This window comes from Streptomyces sp. NPDC002181 (genome assembly GCF_042890485.1).
Classification (GTDB): domain Bacteria; phylum Actinomycetota; class Actinomycetes; order Streptomycetales; family Streptomycetaceae; genus Streptomyces.
The window spans coordinates 40,268-58,426 of record NZ_JBIASC010000021.1; the positions used below are offsets into that span (position 1 = coordinate 40,268).

13 protein-coding genes are annotated in these 18,159 nt (G+C 74.4%); 4 read left to right on the plus strand and 9 right to left on the minus strand.

Going from position 1 to position 18,159, the window contains the following annotated elements; genetic code table 11:
* Window positions 1-3 precede the first annotated feature (3 nt).
* The 3 genes from ACFYXV_RS32910 to ACFYXV_RS32920 all read left to right on the plus strand — a co-directional run bounded on the left by ACFYXV_RS32910 (window position 4) and on the right by ACFYXV_RS32920 (window position 2,044).
* Entirely contained in the window at window positions 4-204 is a 201-nt protein-coding gene (locus ACFYXV_RS32910) for an MbtH family protein (RefSeq protein ID WP_389384924.1), read from the plus strand.
* A gap of 84 nt (window positions 205-288) precedes the next feature.
* The gene (locus ACFYXV_RS32915; protein ID WP_389384925.1) at window positions 289-1,620 is read left to right on the plus strand and encodes an MFS transporter; all 1,332 of its coding nucleotides are present in this window, start codon (window positions 289-291) and stop codon (window positions 1,618-1,620) included.
* 175 nt (window positions 1,621-1,795) lie between these two features.
* The gene (locus ACFYXV_RS32920; RefSeq protein WP_385473976.1) at window positions 1,796-2,044 is read left to right on the plus strand and encodes a hypothetical protein; all 249 of its coding nucleotides are present in this window, start codon (window positions 1,796-1,798) and stop codon (window positions 2,042-2,044) included.
* An 86-nt stretch (window positions 2,045-2,130) separates the two neighbouring features.
* Here the strand turns inward: ACFYXV_RS32920 and ACFYXV_RS32925 are convergent, their stop codons facing one another.
* Window positions 2,131-2,697, minus strand: a complete 567-nt coding sequence (locus tag ACFYXV_RS32925; protein WP_389384926.1) for a hypothetical protein — start codon at window positions 2,695-2,697, stop codon at window positions 2,131-2,133.
* A gap of 97 nt (window positions 2,698-2,794) precedes the next feature.
* The gene (locus ACFYXV_RS32930) at window positions 2,795-3,829 is read right to left on the minus strand and encodes a LuxR C-terminal-related transcriptional regulator (protein ID WP_389384927.1); all 1,035 of its coding nucleotides are present in this window, start codon (window positions 3,827-3,829) and stop codon (window positions 2,795-2,797) included.
* Between the two features lie 244 nt (window positions 3,830-4,073).
* On the opposite strand from ACFYXV_RS32930, the gene ACFYXV_RS32935 reads away from it, so the two are divergent.
* Window positions 4,074-4,301, plus strand: a complete 228-nt coding sequence (locus ACFYXV_RS32935) for a response regulator transcription factor (protein WP_385473715.1) — start codon at window positions 4,074-4,076, stop codon at window positions 4,299-4,301.
* On the opposite strand, the gene ACFYXV_RS32940 is transcribed toward ACFYXV_RS32935, so the two are convergent.
* From ACFYXV_RS32940 to ACFYXV_RS32970, 7 genes are all read right to left on the minus strand, one after another.
* Window positions 4,295-5,608 (minus strand): MFS transporter, encoded by a 1,314-nt coding sequence (locus ACFYXV_RS32940; protein ID WP_389384928.1) that lies wholly within the window; start codon window positions 5,606-5,608, stop codon window positions 4,295-4,297. The two genes, ACFYXV_RS32935 and ACFYXV_RS32940, sit on opposite strands and share 7 nt — an antisense overlap.
* Window positions 5,609-5,655: 47 nt before the next feature.
* Entirely contained in the window at window positions 5,656-7,197 is a 1,542-nt protein-coding gene (locus ACFYXV_RS32945; protein WP_385473711.1) for an amino acid adenylation domain-containing protein, read from the minus strand.
* A gap of 125 nt (window positions 7,198-7,322) precedes the next feature.
* Window positions 7,323-10,565 (minus strand): amino acid adenylation domain-containing protein, encoded by a 3,243-nt coding sequence (locus tag ACFYXV_RS32950; protein ID WP_389384929.1) that lies wholly within the window; start codon window positions 10,563-10,565, stop codon window positions 7,323-7,325.
* Window positions 10,566-10,584: 19 nt separating this feature from the next.
* Complete coding sequence (locus ACFYXV_RS32955) at window positions 10,585-13,794, minus strand: amino acid adenylation domain-containing protein (RefSeq protein ID WP_389384930.1); 3,210 nt, start codon at window positions 13,792-13,794, stop codon at window positions 10,585-10,587.
* Complete coding sequence (locus tag ACFYXV_RS32960) at window positions 13,791-15,599, minus strand: condensation domain-containing protein (RefSeq protein ID WP_389384931.1); 1,809 nt, start codon at window positions 15,597-15,599, stop codon at window positions 13,791-13,793. The genes ACFYXV_RS32955 and ACFYXV_RS32960 overlap by 4 nt, the downstream gene beginning before the upstream one ends.
* Window positions 15,592-15,816, minus strand: coding sequence for an MbtH family protein (locus ACFYXV_RS32965; RefSeq protein ID WP_383499449.1), 225 nt, complete (start codon window positions 15,814-15,816; stop codon window positions 15,592-15,594). The genes ACFYXV_RS32960 and ACFYXV_RS32965 overlap by 8 nt, the downstream gene beginning before the upstream one ends.
* A gap of 74 nt (window positions 15,817-15,890) precedes the next feature.
* Complete coding sequence (locus ACFYXV_RS32970; protein WP_389384932.1) at window positions 15,891-18,158, minus strand: pyridoxal-phosphate dependent enzyme; 2,268 nt, start codon at window positions 18,156-18,158, stop codon at window positions 15,891-15,893.
* Window position 18,159: the final 1 nt, after the last annotated feature.

The following is an 18,159-nucleotide window of genomic DNA, read 5'->3' on the forward strand; positions in this document are numbered from 1 at the left end:
ACCATGAACGACGCGTCCCCGCAGCAGTACCTGGTCGTGGCCAACGCCGAGGAGCAGTACTCCCTCTGGGAGGCCGGCCGGGCCGTCCCGCTCGGCTGGCACGACCAGGGCGTGCGCGGCACCAAGGAGGAGTGCCTCGCGCACATCGAGCGGGTCTGGACGGACATGCGCCCGCTCAGCCTCCGCGTGAGCATGGCCGGCTGACCCGACGATCCCCGGGCACCACGCCGCCCGGCAGACCCCACCGCGGGCTGCCGGGCGGCGCGGCGGTGCCGGAAGGAACCCCGTATGACCAGCTCGTACCCCGGCGGCTCCGCGTCATCGCGCCGCCGCACCCCGCTGGGCGCCCTGGTGGCGGCCTCCGGGATCTCCTCCCTCGGCATGGCGGCGACTCTCGTCGCCGTGCCCTGGTTCGTCCTGCACAGCACCGGCAGCGGCACCCGGACGGGGCTCGTCGCCACCGCCGAGGTGCTGGGGCTGCTGTGTTCCGCCGTGCTCGCGGGTCCGGTGGTCGACCGGCTGCCCGTCCGTGCGACCAGCGTCGGAGCGGATCTGCTGACGGCCGCGGCGATCGGCCTGATCCCGCTCCTGCACGCCTGGGGCGCCCTGCCGCTGCCCGTCCTGACCGTCCTGGTCTTCCTGGTCGGGGCGGCCCGCGGCCCCTCCGACACCTCCAAGCAACTGCTCCTGCCCGGCGCGATGGAACGCGCGGGCGTCACGGCGGAGCGGGCCACGGGAGCGGTCGAGGGGGCCCGCCGGATCGGCATGATGGCGGGCGCGCCGCTGGCCGGCCTGCTCATCTCGACCGTCGGCCCCGTACGCACCCTGTTCGCGGACCTGGCGGCAATGGCGCTGTGCGCCCTCGTGGTGGCGACCCTGGTACCGGCGACAACCCGTCCGCGCCCCGTCGGCGACGGGCAGCCACGCGGTTCCTACACGCGCGAACTGCGCTTCGGAATGGGACAGTTGCGCGGGGACCGGCTCCTGGGCGCGATGGTGGGGGTCCTGATGCTGACCAATGCCCTGGACGGGGCGCTGAACGGGGTGCTCTACCCGGCGTACGGGACCCAGGTGCTGCGCAGCAGCGCCCTGTTCGGGGCGATGGTGACCTCCATGGGGGCCGGCGCGCTCCTCGGGGCGGCCCTGTACGGCTGGGCGGGGCACCGGATGCCGCGGCGCGCGGTCTTCGTCGGGGCCTTCGTCCTGGTCGGGGCGGTGCGGTGTGCCGCGCTGGCGGTCCAGCCCCGGGCGGCGGTCCTGCTGGCGGTCCTGGCCCTGTCCGGCATCGGGTCGGGGATCGTGGGCCCGCTGATGATGTCGGTCGCCTACGAGCGGGTGCCCGAGGCGGTACGGGGGCGGGTGTTCGGCCTGCTGGTGGCCGCCGCGCTGGCGGCGACGCCGCTGGGCATGCTCGGTGCGGGGCTGGCCCTGGACGCGGCGGGGCTGGTGCCTGCGCTGCTGGGGACGGGGGCGCTGTACCTCACGGTCACCCTGGCCCCGTTGGTCTTCCCGGTGTGGCGGGAACTCGACGGCCGGGGCCCGGCGGAGCGCGCGGAGCCGCCGGCCCGGCGGGAGCAGGACTCTCCGGCCCCCGTAGGCGCGGGAATCATGACCGAATAGCATTGATCCATACGCTTTTGCGGCCCCTCACCATCGCGCCAGGCAGCTTGATGAGCAGCCTGATCGATCACCGAGGGGCCCTCTGCACGGCAAGGTTGGTCCTGCACCGACCGGCGCGGACGGCCCACAAAGTGGTCCGCGCCCGGACCAGACCGCTCGTACTCCTGGGGATCCCATGCTCAAGCGTTACGTCTTCGCCCTGACCGTAGCCGCGTCCGCGCTGCTGCTGCCCGCTGCCGGCGCCGCGCAGGCCGCCGACGGCGACACGGCCACGACCACCGTGGCGACCACCACCGGGGGCGTTGGCAGCACCACCACCCAGACGGCGCGTCAGATCGTCCTGTCCGACGGCCGGGTGGTGACGGTCGGTGCCACGGTCGGCGGCCGGAACCGCGACACGGCCGACAGCTCCTGGGGTGGCTGATCCCACCGGCCCGTAGGGGCCGTCGAAAGGGGGGAGGGAGGATCGCATCGCGATCCTCCCTCCCCCCTTTGTCACCTCTCGCGCCGTCAATCACCCTTGCTGCCGAGGCAGATGACCGCGTACCGGGCCTGCGGCGTGCCGACGCGGCGACGCGACCAGCCGGCCGGTACGTACAGCAGCTCGCCGGGCCGCAGCCGGCACTGGAAGGACTCGGGCCGGCCGCTCTCGCCGGTGCCGCCCAGCTGCCAGGTCACGGCGCCGGCCATCTGGTGGATCAGCAGGTGCTCCCGGCCCCCGGGCTGCCCGGTCCAGGCCGCGTCCGCACCGACCCCCGGAAGGGCCCCGGCCGTCTCCACCCGGTCCAGCCGCACGGACAGGCCCGTCAGCGAGGCCAGTTCGGCGGTGAACCGGTCCACCTGCGCCGGGCACACAGCGCCGCCCGCCGAGCCCGCCCCGGTGTCGCCGGCGTCCTCGACCTCGTCGACTTCCTCGGCGTCGACGGTGTCGTCACCGTCGTCGATGTCACCGAACGCCGGGTTGTCGTACTCGGGCCACAGCACACCCGGCGTCCGGTCCAGGTGGACCGAGAGGAACAGGACGATCTCCCGCAGGTGCGGGGCCTCCCGTTCCCAGGCTTCATCCGGCATGTCCATCACGTGCACCTCTTGTTCGGCGGCTCGACGGGTCGCATACCAGCAGCATGCGACACGCCCGCCGACCGCGACAGACACGAGAACGCGTGACACCAGGTCAGGAAGGCTGTACCGGCTCTCCGGCGGCCTCCTCTTCCAGGTCCAGCAGTCCGCGCGCGGCGGCGGCCACACCGGCCTGGAAGCGGCTGCCCGCACCCAGCTCCTGCATGATGTCGGCGATGTGGCGCCGGGCGGTGCGCAGCGACATGCCCAGACGACGGGCGATGGCCTCGTCCTTCAGCCCCGCCGCGAGCAGCCGGATGATGGTCTCGTGGATCTCCCGGGCCACCTCCTCAAGCCCCTGACCCGCGGCGGCCGAGAACGGGGAGGCCAGGTCCCACGTCTGGTCGAAGATGCTGCACAGATAGGCGACGGTCGACGGCTCGCGGATCACCACGGCGCCCCAACTGCCGTCGGAGACGGGTATGAAAGCCAGTTCCCGGTCGAAGGCGATGAGCCGGCCGAACAGTTCGTGCGCGGTGCGGTACTGCGCCCCCAGGACGGACGTGGCCGCGACGTAGGCCTGACTCGGTCCGTTGAAGCGGGCCGTGTGGTGGTAGAGGGTCCGGATCGAGATCCCCCGCTGGAGCATCGTCTCGTCCCGCCGCAGCGCCTCCTGCATCGCCTCCGGCACCCTGCTGCCGCCTCCGGGCTGCGAGCTGAGCATCTCGGTCGCGCAGTTGAGGGAGGCCCGGTTGAGTGCCCCGCGCACGTCCTCCAGGCTCTCCAGGACCTCCAGCGACTCCCCCGTGGAGCGGCGGCCCAGATAGTGCGGCAGGAAGCGGCCCAGGTCCTCGCGGATCCCGCTGATCGCCCGCTGCTGGTCGCGGATCTGCGCCTCCAGAGGCGCGATGAGTTGCTCGGCGGCCGTGTCCGGGGCCACCGCGAAGGCGACCGCCGGGTCGCTCGGGCTCACGTGCAGCAGGCGTGAGGCGCGCAGGCGGGACACACTGCGCCGGACCTCGTCCGCCTCGCGCCCCGTACCGGCGGCCACCGCGTCCACGTCCACCGTGCGGTGTTCGAGCACCCAGCCGTAGATATCGATGTCAACATCGGCGTTGTTCGGATCCGGCACCACGTCAGATGTTTGCATTGCCCCACTTTGCCTTTTTCGCCCCTGGTCGCTTTACTGCCAGGCACTTTGGTGAGGTGCCCGCCCCCTGGCGCCAGGATAAGCAGGACGAAAGGCTGGACCCCACGAACAGCTGCGGGTGTCCGGCCACTTCAGGCCCCGGACGTCCGAAACGGTGCGATCACACCCAAAGTGATCGCACCGCTGCCGGGGTGCCGAGCCCCGCTGCCTTCCTTCTCCTTCGATCCGGAATCCGGAGCCCCACATGCTGCACACCACGCTCACCGCCCACGCGCCGGAGCTGCCCGCCCTGACCCCCCGCGAGCAGGAGGTCCTCGCCTACCTCGCGCAGGGGGACACCTACCGGATGATCGCGTGCCGGATGGGGCTGAGCCCGCACACCGTCGACACCTACCTGCGCCGGCTGCGCAGCAAGACCGGCGCGGTGAACCGGACCCAGCTCACCCACATCGCCTTCCGGATGGGCTACTGAGCCGACCGCTCGCCCGTGGCCTCGGCCTCGGCCCCGACCACCGGGGCATCGTCCTCGAACGTGCGCATCCGCCGCAGCGGGGAGCAGAGCAGGACCAGCGGGGCCGCCGACAGGGCCGCGGCGCACACCCACAGCGCGTCCCGCACGCCAAGGAGTTCACCGAGGAATCCCGCCAGCAGGCCGCTCAGAGGCAGTACGCCCCACACCAGGAAGCGCATGGTGGCGGTCATCCGACCGAGCAGGTGCGGCGGGCAGACCGTCTGCCGGTAGGTGACCTGGCAGATGTTGTACAGGGTGACGCCGGCCGACTGGACGAGCGATCCGAGCACGAACATGCCGATCCGCCAGTCCTTGTCGGCCAGCGGGAGCAGCAGCCCGAAGGGCATGGTCACCAGCAGGGACAGCCACGTGAGCCGGGCCGCGCCGACGGCCCGGGTCACCCGGTCCGCGGCGGTGGCGGCCAGCACCGAGCCGATCGTGGCCGTCGTCAGCACCCAGCCGACGGCCGCGGGCGGCAGCCCCACGGTCCGGGTCAGGAAGAGCACCTCGATGGCCATCACCGCGCTGAGGAACAGGTTCACGGCGGCCGTGTTCAGGGCGATGAGCCGCAGGATCCGGTGGCTCAGGACATAGCTCAGCCCCTCGCGGATGTCACGCAGCAGGTGCCGGCGCGGGGCCGGTTCCGGCTTCTCCTCCCGGGCCCCGATCCGGCCCAGCAGGACCACGGAGACCAGTGAGGTGACGGCCTGGCCGGCCAGCGTCCCCGCCGCGCCCAGCAGTTGCACCAGGAAGCCGGCGATGCCGGGGCCGGCGAACTCGGCCCCCGAACGCACGGTCTCCAGCTTCGAGTTGCCCGCGATCAGGGTGTCCTTGCCGATGAGGGTCGGCAGATAGCTCTGATCGGCGACGTCGCCGAACAGCCGGGCGCAGCCCAGCAGCAGGGCGACCACGTACAGCAGTGGCATCGAGTGCAGGTCCAGCAGGTAGGCCACCGGCAGCGCCGTCAGCAGGACGGCGCGCGCGAGGTCGGCGGCCATCATCACGCGGCGCTTGCACATCCGGTCCACCCAGGCCCCGGCGGGCAGGCCCAGCAGCAGGAACGCCGCGTGTTCCGCGGCGGACAGCAGACCCGCCTGCATCGCCGAGGCGTCGAGGGTGAGCACCGCCATCAGCGGCAGGGCCACGTACGTGATGCTGCCGCCCAGCTCGTTGCAGATGTGCGAGGACATGAAGAGACGGAAGTCCCTGCGCTGCCGGCGCTCCACGGCCTGACCGGTCTCGGTGGACTCGTCGGTGGTGACGGACACGGGTGCGTTCCTTGTCTGGTCGCGGACGGGGTCCGCTGGGTGCGGGTTCATCGGGGGGCGGGCGCCGGGAGCGCCTTGGGGTCGAGCTTGCCGCCCGGGGTACGGGGCAGCCGCTCCATCAGTGTCACCACGGCCGGTACGAGGTACCCGGGCATCTTGGCCAGAAGGTGACGCCGCAGTGCGTCCGGGGTGAGGGGGCTGCCGACCGTGACGGCGGCCCAGGCGGCGAGCTGCGGTCCGTCGGCCGCCGCGACGGCGCGCACGACCACGTCGACGACGTCGGGGTGGGCGGCCACGGCTGCCTCCACCTCCTTGAGTTCGACGCGGTGGCCGCGGATCTTGACCTGGTCGTCCGCGCGCCCGAGGAAAACGAGCGGGCCGCTGCCGGAGGCGCGGGTGACCCGGTCGCCCGTGCGGTACATGCGCTCGCCCGGGGCATCGGCGAAGGGGTCGGCGACGAACCGCTCGGAGGTCAGGCCCGGCCGGCCGTGGTAGCCGCGCGCCAGGCAGGAACCCGCCAGGTACAGCTCCCCCGCGGCGCCGGGGGGCGCCTCGCGCAGTTCCTCGTCGAGGACGTACGCCCGTACGCCGGCCAGGGGTTCGCCGAGCGGGATCAGCTCGCCGCCGGTGAAGCCGGCGAGTTCGGCCGGTGTCGGCTCGTAGGAGGTGGCGGTGATCGTGGACTCGGTGAGGCCGTAGCAGCTGATCACCGGGGGGTGGCCGGCCGTCGTCCAGCGCGTGAGGTCCGCGGTGCGGCCCGCGTCGCTGCCGATCACCACCCGGCGCAGGGCGGACGGCAGCGGCCGGGGGGCGCGCTCCAGGTCCTTGGCCCACTGCGACCAGTACGGGGTGGGCAGGTTGACGACGCTGATCCGCTCCGCGGCCAGGAACGGCTCCAGTTCGGCGGGCGAGAGGACGTTGTCCTTGACGAAGACGGCCGCGCCGCCCGTGCACCAGGTGGGCAGGGCCTCCTCCAGGCTGACGTCGAAGGCGGGGGCCGCGAACTGCAGGACCGCGTCCTGGTCGGTCAGCCCGTAGCGTTCGGCCAGGGTGGCGACCTGCGCGGCGAGTCCGGCGTGGCCGACCGCCACGGGCTTGGGCTGCCCGGTGGATCCGGAGGTGAAGAGCACGTAGGCGAGGGACCCCGGTGCGACGTCGGCGGGCGGGGCCGCCGACGCGGGGGCCGCGGTCGTGGTGGAGGCCCAGAACAGCTCGCTCCCGGTCCGGCGTTGCAGCATCGCGGCGGCATGGGTGTCCGGGGCGACCGCGTGCCGGGTGCCGGCGGCCCGCAGCAGGGTGCGCAGCCGCTCGTCGGGGGCGTCGAGGTCCACCAGGAGGGGGGCCGCGCCGGCGTACCAGATGCCCAGCAGCCCCACCGCCCAGTGGACGCCGCGGCGCACCCCCAGGAGCACGGTGTCCTCCGGCCCGGCGCCGGCCGCGCGCAACTCCTCGGCCACCGCCCGCGCCCGCCGGTCGAACTGGCGGTACGTCAGCTCGCCCTCGGGTGCGCGGACGGCGGTGGCCCCGGGTGTGAGCCCCGCCCGGTGCGCGATGCGCAGGGGCACGGGGGTGGTCTCGGTCGGGCTCATGGTGGTGGTGTCTCCTGGGGGTGCGGTCGGGCTCTTCGCGGCGCGGTCGGACCTGGTCGGTCCTGGCGGGGCCCGGTGGGGCCCGGTGGGGACCGGTGGGGCCCGGTGGGGCCCGGTGGGGCCGGTTACGCCCGCTCACGGGAGCGGGGGCGCAGCGCGGGGCGGGCGGGGGCGGTGGCGGCCTCGGCGAGGCGGGCGGCGATGCCCGCGGGGGTGGGCGTCTCGAAGAGATCGCGGATGCCCAGCCGTACGCCGAGTTCGGTGCCGATGCGGCCGGTCAGGCGGGTGGCGAGGAGCGAGTGGCCGCCGTGGGCGAAGAAGTCGTCGTCCATCCCGGCCTCCTGGAGGCCGAGGACGGAGGCGAAGACCTCGCAGACCGTCTTCTCGGTGGGGGTGGCGGGCAGCCGTCCGGCGGGGCGGTGCACGGTGGCCGGGTCGGGGAGCGCCTTGCGGTCGAGCTTGCCGTTGACCGTGAGCGGGAACCGCGGCAGGTGCAGGAACAGCGACGGGACCATGTAGTTGGGGAGGTTCCGGCCCAGTTCCGTGCGGACCTCCTCGGCGCTGGGCGTACCGGTGAAGTAGCAGATGAGCCGCTGCTGGCCCGCGTGGTCCCGGTCGACGGCGACGACGGCCTCGCCGACGCCGGGCACGGCGCGCAGCGCGGTCTCCACCTCGCCCAGTTCGATGCGATTGCCGCGGACCTTGACCTGGTGGTCCTGGCGGCCGAGGAAGTCGAGCTGGCCGTCGGCCCGCATCCGGGCGAGGTCGCCGGTGCGGTACATGCGGCTGCCGGGCACGGCGGAGAACGGGTCGGGGACGTAGCGCTCGCTGGAGCGGCGCGGGTCGCGCAGGTATCCGGGGCCCACGCCGGTGCCGCCGATGAAGAGTTCGCCGGGCACACCGGGCGGTACGGGGGCCAGCGCGGCGTCCAGCAGGTAGAGGGAGTTGTTGCGCAGCGGGCGTCCGACGGGCAGCCGGCCGTGTTCCAGCTGGGCGTGCACTTCGGGGCCGATGAAGGCGTGCGTGTTGTCGTCGGAGCACTCGGTGAGGCCGTAGGCGTTGACGATCGCGGCCTGCGGGTGGCGCGCGTACCAGCGGGTGCACAGTTCGGGCGGCAGCACCTCCCCGTTGACGATGAACCAGCGCAGCTCGGGCAGGGACGGCGGCAGCACGCCGGTGTCCCACAGGTCGACGGCGGCGCGGACGAAGGAGGGCACGGTCTCCAGGACGGTGATCCCCCGGCGGGCGGCATCGTCGAACAGGGCGGCCGGGTCGCGGGCGGTGTCCCGGGTGACCAGGTGGACCTGTCCGCCGGTGATCAGCGGGGCGAGCATCTGCCACACGGAGATGTCGAAGGTGAGCGGGGCGTTCATCACCACGCGGTCGCCGTCGCCGAGACCGAGGTCCTCGACCTTGGCCAGGAGGTGGTTGTTCATGCCCCGGCGGTGGACCATGGCGCCCTTGGGCTTGCCGGTGGAGCCCGAGGTGAAGCAGACGTAGGCGAGGGCGTCGGGACCGCCGGCCGGCGCCGGGCGCTCGCCCGGAGCCGCGGCGGCCGCGTCGTCGATCACCAGGACGGGCAGCCCGCCGGGGACCGCGGCGGCGATCTCCTCGGCGCGCGCCCGCTGTTCGGGGGCGGCCAGCAGGCGGGCGATCCCGCCGCTCGCCAGGAGGTCGGCGGTACGGGTGACGGGGCCCTCGGGGTCGAGGGGGACGTAGGCCGCACCGGAGCCGAGGATGCCGAGCATCGCGACGGGGACGCGGGCGGTGGGCTCGCTGAGTACGGCGACCAGGTCGCCGGGGCGCACCCCGTCGGCGAGGAGGGCCAGGGCGAGGGCGTCGGCGCGGGCCACGAGGTCCGCGTAGCTCAGTTCGCGGCCGGTTTCGTCGGTGGTGGCGACGGCGTCGGGGCGGAGGCCGGCCTGCTGCCGGACGCGCTCGACGACCTCCGCGTACTCCTCGTCACGGGCCGTGTCGTTCCATTCGACCAGGACGCGGTGGCGTTCGGCGGGCGAGAGCAGGTCCACGGTGCCCACCGGGCACGAGGGGTCCTCGGCGACGGCTTCCAGGAGCCGGGCGAGGCGTTCGATCAGGGCCTGGGCGGTGTCGCGTTCGAAGACGTCCGGCCTGTAGTCGATCTGCAGCCGCAGCCGGTCGCCGGGGATGGCGGTCAACGAGAGCGGGTAATGGGCGGCGTCGTACGGGTCCACTCCGGTGACCCGGAGCCCGCCCGCGCCGAGTGCGGCGAGGCCGGCCGCGTCGACCGGGTAGTTCTGGAAGGCGACGCAGGAGTCGAAGAGCTCGCCCGCTCCCGCGAGCCGCTGGATCTCGACCAGCCCCAGGTGGTGGTGGTCGATCAGGCGCGCCTGCTCGTCCTGGAGCCGCTCGAACAGCGCGACGAGGGACTCGGCCGGGTCGATGCGTACGCGGACCGGCACGGTGTTGATGCACAGGCCCACGATGTCGGCGACGCCGGGCAGTTCGGGGTCGCGACCGCTGACGATGGCGCCGAAGACCACGTCCTCGGAGCGGATCTGCCGGCCCAGCAGAAGTGCCCACGCGCCTTGGAGCAGGGTTCCGGAGGTGATCCGGTGGCCGCGGGCGAGGGCGCCGAGCCGTTCGGTGAGGGACTCGGGGAGGTACGTCTCCACGCGGTCGGGCAGCACCGAGCCGGGCGGCGGGGACACGGGCGCGGTACGGGTTCCGCCGGGCAGGCCGTCCAGGGCGCGGGTCCAGGCGTCCTGGGCGGCGGCCGTGTCGCGGCTGTGGAGCCGGCTCAGGAAGGCGGAGTAGGGGGTGACGGGTCCCAGCGGGGCGTCGTCGGCGTGGTGCAGGGCGAGGAGTTCGCGGACCAGGACCGGCCAGGACCAGCCGTCCATCACGATGTGGTGGTAGGTCAGCAGCAGTCGGTGGGACAGCGGGCCGGTGCGGACGAGGGTGAAGCGCAGCAGCGGCGGCCGGGCGAGGTCGAAGCGGGTGGCCCGGTCCTCGGCGAGGAGGGCGTCGACGGCGGCGGTGCGCTCGGTCTCGTCGAGCCCGGACAGGTCCGTCTCCTGCCAGGGGGCCCGAACGCCGCGCTGGACGACCTGGGCGGGTTCGCCGGTGGCGCGGCGCAGGAAGCCGGCGCGGAGGTTGGCGTGCCGCTCCAGGACGGTGTCGGCGGCGGCGCGCAGACGGTCCGCGTCGAGGGGGCCGTCGAGGTCGAGGAGCAGCTGGGCCACGTAGACGTCGCGTTCCTCCTCGTCGAAGAGGGCGTGGAAGAGGATGCCGTCCTGGAGCGGGGACAGGGGCAGGACGTCCTCGACCAGCGAGCGGGCGGCCGGGGCGGCGACGGGGGTGGCGGCGGGGGTGGACGGCGGGTGGTTCACGGTGGTGTTCCTTCGGTGGTCAGGCGGTCTGGGTGCGGCGGGCCCGGCGGACGATCGGCGGGTCCTCGGCGCCGGCGGCCGCGGCCGAGGCGGCGGGCAGGGCGGCGGCCAGTTCGGCGACGGTGGGGCCGGTGAAGAACCGGCGGATCGTGACGGCGCCGCCGAACCGGTCCCGGACCTCGGCGAGCAGCTGGGTGGCGAGCAGGGAGTGTCCGCCGAGGTCGAAGAAGCTGTCGTGGACGCCGATGCGCGGCACGCCCAGGACCTGTTCCCACAGGGCGCACAGGGCGCGCTCCTCGTCGGTGCGCGGCTCCTGGTGGGCCCCCGCGGTGCCGGCCGTCGCCGGGCCCGGCACGGGCAGGGCGGCCAGGTCGGTCTTGCCGTTGGCGGTGACGGGGAAGGCGTCGAGCAGGGTGAGGGTGGCCGGCACCATGTAGTCGGGCAGCCGGGCGCGCAGGTGCTCGCGCAGTTCCCGCGGATCGGGTGCGGGGGTGCCCTCGGCGGGGACGGCGTAGCCCGCGAGCGCGGGACCGGCGGCCGTGTCCACGACGGTGACGGCGGCCTGGCCCACCGCCGGGTGGCCGGCCAGGACGTGCTCGATCTCGGCGGGTTCGATGCGCAGTCCGCGGATCTTGACCTGCCGGTCGGCGCGGCCGAGGTATTCGACCTGGCCGTCGGTGCTCCAGCGGGCCAGGTCGCCGGTGCGGTACATCCGGCTGCCCCGGGGGCCGTAGGGGCAGGCGACGAAGCGTTCTGCGGTCAGCCCGGCCCGGCCGAGGTAGCCCTGTGCGAGTCCGGCGCCCGCGATGTAGAGCTCGCCGACGACGCCGGGCGCCACGAGGCCGAGCCGCTCGTCCAGGACGTACAGCTGCGTACCGTCGAGGGGGCGGCCGATCGGGACCTGTCCGGCGGGGGCCTCCTGGCCCGGCCCGACGGCGAAGGTCGCCGCGAAGGTGGTGGTCTCGGTGGGGCCGTAGGCGTTGGTGACGGTGGTGCCGGGGCAGGCCTCGCGGACCCGGCGGACCATGGACGGCGAGGCGGCCTCGCCTCCGGTCATCACCTCGTGCAGCGTGCCGAGCGCGGGCAGGCAGCGGTCGGCGAGGACGTTGAAGAGAGTGGCGGTGAGGAAGGTCCCGGTGACCTTCTCCTCGGACATCAGCCGGGCCAGCGCGTCGACGTCGAGTTCGCCGGGCGGCGCGACGACGGCCAGGCCGCCGTTCAGGAGCGGCACCCACATTTCGTAGGTGGAGGCGTCGAAGGCGTGCGGGGAGCGGAACAGCACCCGCTCGTGCGCGCCGCCGCGCCAGCGCCGGTCGGTGGCGAGGGCGACGACCTCGCGGTGGGAGACGGCCACGCCCTTGGGGGTGCCGGTGGAGCCGGAGGTGTACATCAGGTAGGCGAGCGCGTCGGCGTGCCCGCCCGGTCCCGCGGCCGCGGTCGTCCCGGCCTCCGTGGCGGGCCGCCCGTCCGGACGCAGTACATGGCGCGGACCCGCCGGCACGGGTTCCCCGTCCGGGACGTCGGTGACGAGGACGGCGGCCCCGGCCGCGGTGAGCACGGCCTCGGTACGGGCGCGCGGAGCCCGCGCGTCCAGCGGCAGGTAGGCGGCGCCCGCCTTGAGGATGCCCAGGCAGGCGGCGACGAGGTCGGATGAGCGGTCCATCAGTACGGCGACGGACTCGCCCGGTCGGACGCCGAGGGCGCGCAGCCGTCCGGCGATCCGGTCGGCCCGGGCGTCGAGTTCGCCGTACGTGGTCTCCCGGCCGGCGCAGACCACCGCGGGGCGGTCGGGGTGGGCGGCGGCCCGCTCCTCGAAGGCGCCGTGGACGGTGCGGGCGTCGGGGGCGACGGGGGCGCCCTGCCAGTGCTCCAGCAGGTCGGCGCGCTCCCCGGGCAGCAGGACGTCGAGTGCGGAGAGCGGGACGCCGGGCTCGCGGACGACGGCGCCGATGAGGTGGACGAGACGGTCCAGCAGGCGCCGGGCCGTGGCCTCGTCGAACAGGTCGCTCGCGTACTCCAGGCCGAGGAGCAGGCCCAGGGGTTGCCCGGTGGCCGGGTCGTGGAGCTCCTCCACCTCCAGGGTGAGGTCGAACTTGGCGGTGTCGGTGCGCACCGCCTCGACCTCGGCCCGAAGGCCCGCGAAGGCGGGGCTCCGCGGCTCGCCGCGCTGGGCGGAGACGGCGACCTGGAACAGCGGGTGGCGGGCGGCCGAGCGGGCCGGGTTGAGGCGTTCGACCAGCGATTCGAAGGGCAGTTCCCGGTGGGCGTACGTCTCCAGGGCGGCGGTGCGCACCCGGCCCAGCACCTCCGTGAAGGTGGGGTCGCCCGAGGTGTCGGCGCGCACGATCAGGGTGTTGACGAAGAGGCCCACGAGGTCGGTGAGGGCTTCGTCGTCCCGGCCGTCGACGGGGCAGCCCAGCGGCAGGTCGGTGCCGGCCCCGAGGCGGGTGAGCAGGGCCGCGAGGGCGGCCTGGACGGCCATGAACGGGGTGGCGCGGGCGCCTTGGGCCAGCGCGGCCAGTCCGGCGTGGGCGGCGGCGTCGGTCCGTGCCTCCACCAGTGCGCCCCGGTGGCCGGCCACGGCCGGGCGCGGCCGGTCGGCGGGCAGGGCCAGTTCCTCGGGCAGACCGTCGAGGACGGTCGCCCAGTGCGTGAGCAGCCGGCCGTGCAGGGAGGCGGGGTCCTGGGCCGGGCCGAGGAGTTCACGCTGCCACAGCGCGTAGTCCGGGTACTGGACGGGCAGTTCGGGCCACTCCGGCGACCGGCCGGTGCACCGGGCGGTGTAGGCGGCGGCGAGGTCGCGGACCAGGATGTTCACGGAGTGGCCGTCACCCGCGATGTGGTGCAGGACCAGGAGCAGGTAGTGGTCCTCGGCGCCGTCGGTGAACAGGTCGGCGCGCAGCGGTGGTTCGACGCGGAGGTCGAAGGCCCGCGACGAGGCTTCCCCGGCCAGCCGGGCGCGTTCGGCGGGCGGGCAGTCGGTGACGGTGAGCACCGGGGCGGCGTCCGCGGGGTCCAGGACCCGCTGGTGGGGGCGGCCAGCCTCCTCGGGGAAGACGGTGCGCAGCGCCTCGTGGCGGCCGCTCACGTCCGCGAGCGCGGCACGCAGGGCCGGGCGGTCGAGGGCGCCGCGCAGCCGCAGTCCGACGGGGATGTGGTAGAGCGCGCCGTCGGCGCCGTCCCGGGCGTGGAACCACAGCCGCTGCTGGGCGTGGGACAGAGGGATCACAGCAGGGCTCCGAGCTGGGATTCGAAGGTGTCGAGGTCGGCCTGGCTGACCTGGGCGAGGGAGACGTCGGAGGGGGTCAGCCCACCGGCGTCGGGGCGGGCGGCGTGGGTGACGACGGCGCGCAGCATGGTGAACCACTCCCGCGCGAGGTCGTGGACCCACGGCCCGGGGAAGGCGTTGCCCGCCCATGTCCAGGTGGCGCTGAGGGTGAGGCCGTCGGGGCCCTCGTGGGCGGCCGCGTTGACCTCCACCGCGTGGGCCATCGGGAGGCCTTCGTCGGCGTCGTCGAGGGCGAAGTCGTGGCCGGGCGCGGCGTCCCAGGGGGCGTCGCCGCCCATCGGGAACCGGCCGAGGTAGTTGAAGCCGATCTGGGGGATGCCGCGCGCCGCGAGACGGGGCCCGGTACGGGAGTTGAGGTGGCGCAGCAGTCCGAAGCCGATTCCCTTGTCGGGTACGGCGCGCAGTTCCTCCTTGACCAGCCGCAGGGCGGCGCCGACCGCGGGTCCGCCCGTGCGGGCCTCGTCGAGGTCCGGGCGGCCGAGGGCGAGGCGGACGGGGAACACGGTGGTGAACCAGCCGACGGTGCGGGACAGGTCGGTGCCGTCGGCGACGTCCTCCCGGCCGTGGCCCTCGACGTCGATGAGGACGGCGCCCTCCCCGTCGGCACCGTCGGCGTCCGCACCGTCGGCGCCATCGGCGCCGCGCCGGCCGAGCACGGCCAGAGCCAGGGCGGTCAGCAGCACGTCGTTGACCGTGCCGTTGACGAGTCCGGGCGCGGTGGTGAGCAGGGGGCCCGTCACCTCCGGCCCGAGGGTCAGGGTGAGGGTGTTCTCCGGGCTCTCCGGGTCGAGCCCACCGGGCGCGCGGACCCCGGCCAGGGGCTGGGGGGCTTCGCGCAGGGCGGCCGCCCAGCGGTCGGCCTCGGTGGTCCGGCGGCCTGAGGTGGCCTCCGCGCGCAGCAGGTCGGCCCAGTGCGCGAAGGGGGTCGCCGCCGGTTCCAGGACGGGCTCGCGGCCCTCGTCGAGCGCCGTCCAGCAGCTGCGCAGGTCGTCCTGGAGGATCCGCCAGGAGACGCCGTCGACCACGAGGTGGTGGATGACGAGCGCGAGCCGTCCCTGCTGTCCGGCTCCCCGGTCCAGGAGTACGGCGCGCAGCATGTGGCCGTCGCGGGGCGAGAGCAGGCGCCGCGCGGCCCGCATCCGCTCCCGGGTCAGGGCGGGGAGTTCCGCCTCGGCGGTCCCGCGGGCGTCCACGTGCTCCAGCAGGTCCGCCGCGGCGACGGAGCCCGCGGGCGGTACGACCGGTTCCGCGCCGGTGGCCCCGATCCCGTCGGGCAGCCGCAGGCGGAGCATCTCGTGGGTGTCCAGGAGGGCCTGGACGGTGCGTTCGGCGGCGGCCGCCCCGAAGCCCGGAGGGGTGCGCAGGACGAGCGACTGGTTGTACGTGTCGACGGGACCGCCGAGTTCGGCGAGCCAGCCCATGATGGGGGTGGGTGCCAGCGGGCCCAGCCGGCGCGGGGGCGTGGTCGGTCCGGCGTCCTCGCCCACCCGGCCCTGGGCGCGGGCGGTGGCGGCGAGCGCGCTCACGCTCTCCGCGCGGAGCACGTCCCGGGTAGTGACGACCAGGCCGGCCGCGCGGGCACGGCTGACGACCTGGATCGCCTGGATGCTGTCGCCGCCCAGCCCGGTGAAGCTGTGGCCCGCGTCGACCTCGGCGCGGCCGAGGACCTCGGCGAAGAGGGTGCGCAGGGTCCGTACGGGGTCGGGTCCGGCCGGGTGCTCGGTGCGGTGGACGGGCTCAGCCACGGGGCGCGTTCCCGGCGAGGGCGGCCACCAGGGAGGCGGGGCGCATGTCGGTCCAGACCTGCTCGACGTGGTCCAGGCAGGCCTGGCGGCCGTCGGGGCCGTGGACCACGGTCCAGCCGGCGGGGACGGGGTTGGCGGCGGGCCACAGGGAGTGCTGGAGCTCGTCGTTGCGGACCACGACGTAGGAGGCGTTGTCGTTCTCGAAGGGGTTGCTCATGGCGGTTCGCCTTTCGGGTCGGGTGTGGCCGTACGGGTCGTACGGCGCTTCCTCGGTACGGATATGACGGTGGATCAGGAGTTCGGCACGGCTTCGATGTCCAGGCGGAACAGGCGGTGCGCAGCGTCCAGGGCTGCGTGTACGCCCTCGGGCTCCGCGTGGCGGGCGATCACGTGCCCGAGCCGGTCGGATGCGCTGCGGGGCCTGTGTACGTGCGTGCCGGGGGCGGCGGTGACCAGCACCGATTCGACTCCCTCCACGGCCGCCGCGGCCTCGGCGCCGTGGACGGCCGTGAGGGTGCCGTCGGTGTCGGCGAGGAGGAACCGGATCCCGGCGTGGCCGGCCTCCTCGGCCTTGAGGTGCGGGGGCAGGCCGAGGGCGGCACGCAGCTGCGCGTCGAGGAGGTCGACGCCGGTGGCGAGCCGGATCAGTTCGGGGATCATGCCGCCGGCCGGGCGCGGGTTGATCTCGACGAGGGCGGGCCCGGCGGCGGTCAGTTTGACCTCGGTGTGGGTGGCGCCCAGCCGGATCCCGGCCGCGTCCAGGGCCGCCGTCACCGTGTCGGTGATCAGCTGGGCGGTGGCGGCGGGCAGTGGGGCGGGGAAGAGGTGACGGTGCTCGACGAAGTGCGGTCCGGCGGTCACGGACTTGGCGGTGATGCCGACGCACACGGTCTGCCCGTCCCCGCCGAACATCTCGACGCTGTACTCCGGCCCGTCCAGGTACTCCTCGACGAGGACGGTGCGGGCGGTGGGCATGCCCCGCACGTTGGTGTCGATCGCGAGGATCCGCTCGATCTGGGCGCGGACCTCGGCCTCGTCTGCGCAGAGCAGGACGTTGGTGGAGCCCGAGTCGTCGGCCGGCTTGACCACGCAGGGCAGTCCGGTGCGGGCGACGGCGGCCGCGGCTCCGGCCGGCTCGCGGACCAGGGAGTAGAGGGGCTGGCGGACGCCCGCGGCCCGCAGCCTCTCGCGCAGGGCGGACTTGTCGCGGCAGACGGCCACCGCCTCGGGCGCGTTGCCGGGCAGGCCGAGCCACTGGGCGATCCGGGCGGCGGCCGGTACGTAGAAGTCGCTGGTGGTGGTGACCCCGGCGATCTCCTCGCGGCGGAACCGCTCCTGTACGGCGGCGCGCAGGGAGGCGTCGGAGTTGGTGTCGCAGCGCACCACCTCGGCCCCGGTCTCGGCGAGGCCCCGGTAGCGGTCGGGGTCGCCGGTCAGCAGGACGGGGACGGTGCCCAGTTCGCGCGCCCGTTCCAGCGCGAGCATGCCGGTGCCGGTGGTGTTGGACTCCACGAACAGCAGGTGGCGGACGATCCCGGCGGGCGGACCGTAGGCGACGGTGGACCAGGTGCGGGCGGTCCCGTCGGGTCCGAGGACGGCCGGCGCGGTGGCGGTGGGCACCTCGCGCAGCCGGTTCGCGTCCCAGTGCTCGTCGTTGTAGACGGTGTCGGCGTAGCGGTCGCCGCGGTCGGGGAGGATGCCGACGATCCGGGTCCCGGGTTCGGCGCGGTCGGCGAGGCCGGTGAGGACGCGGTAGACGGAGCCCGAGGTGTTGCCGCCGAAGATCTGCTGCTCACTTGCGAGGTCCCAGGTCGCGGCGAAGGCCTCGTGGTCGTTGAGCCAGTGCACCTCGTCGACGAGGGTGCGGTCCAGGTTCTTGGGCAGCAGGCTGTTGCCCAGCCCGCTCTGCAGCCGCTGCGGCACGTCGGGCTGGCCGAAGAGCGCGCTGCCCACGCAGTCGACGCCGACGACGTGCAGGGCGGGCAGCCGCTCGCGCAGCGCCCGGGCGGTGCCGCACAGGGAGCCGCCGCTGCCGACGGCTCCGACGAGGGTGTCGAACCGGCCGAGGTCCGCCAGGAGTTCACCGGCGAGGGTGCGGTAGGCGCCGGGGTTGTCGGGGTTGGTGTACTGCTGCGGCCAGAAGGCGCCGGGCAGTTCGCCGAGCAGCTCCGCGAGCCGCTCCAGGCGGGCGCTCTGCCAGCCGTGGCTGGTCATCGCCTCGACGACGTGCACCCGGCAGCCCAGGGCTCGGAGTTTGGCGAGGGTGACGGGGTCGATCCGCGGGTCGGTGACGATGTGCACCTCGTGGCCCAGCGATCGGCCGACGAGGGCAACGCCGAGGGCCATGGTCCCCGAGGAGCTCTCGATGACCGGGTCGCCCGGCTTCAGGGTGCCCAGCCGCCGGGCCTCCAGCAGGATGTTGCGGGCGACGCGGTCCTTCATCGCGAACAGGTTCTGCAGTTCCAGCTTGGCGTAGACCTCCACGCCCCGGGCCTCGCCCAGACGCAGCCGGACCAGCGGGGTCCCGCCGATCGCGTCCGTCACGGTGTCGAACAGCATG

What these genes read in the sequence shown, in the direction of transcription:
- ACFYXV_RS32935 (WP_385473715.1), top strand. Translation starts at nt 4,074, where the DNA reads ATGCTGCACACCACGCTCACCGCCCACGCGCCGGAGCTGCCCGCCCTG.
- ACFYXV_RS32925 (WP_389384926.1), bottom strand. Translation starts at nt 2,697, where the DNA reads ATGGACATGCCGGATGAAGCCTGGGAACGGGAGGCCCCGCACCTGCGG.
- ACFYXV_RS32915 (WP_389384925.1), top strand. Translation starts at nt 289, where the DNA reads ATGACCAGCTCGTACCCCGGCGGCTCCGCGTCATCGCGCCGCCGCACC.
- ACFYXV_RS32965 (WP_383499449.1), bottom strand. Translation starts at nt 15,816, where the DNA reads ATGAGCAACCCCTTCGAGAACGACAACGCCTCCTACGTCGTGGTCCGC.
- ACFYXV_RS32930 (WP_389384927.1), bottom strand. Translation starts at nt 3,829, where the DNA reads ATGCAAACATCTGACGTGGTGCCGGATCCGAACAACGCCGATGTTGAC.
- ACFYXV_RS32970 (WP_389384932.1), bottom strand. Translation starts at nt 18,158, where the DNA reads ATGCTGTTCGACACCGTGACGGACGCGATCGGCGGGACCCCGCTGGTC.
- ACFYXV_RS32910 (WP_389384924.1), top strand. Translation starts at nt 4, where the DNA reads ATGAACGACGCGTCCCCGCAGCAGTACCTGGTCGTGGCCAACGCCGAG.
- ACFYXV_RS32945 (WP_385473711.1), bottom strand. Translation starts at nt 7,197, where the DNA reads ATGAGCCCGACCGAGACCACCCCCGTGCCCCTGCGCATCGCGCACCGG.
- ACFYXV_RS32920 (WP_385473976.1), top strand. Translation starts at nt 1,796, where the DNA reads ATGCTCAAGCGTTACGTCTTCGCCCTGACCGTAGCCGCGTCCGCGCTG.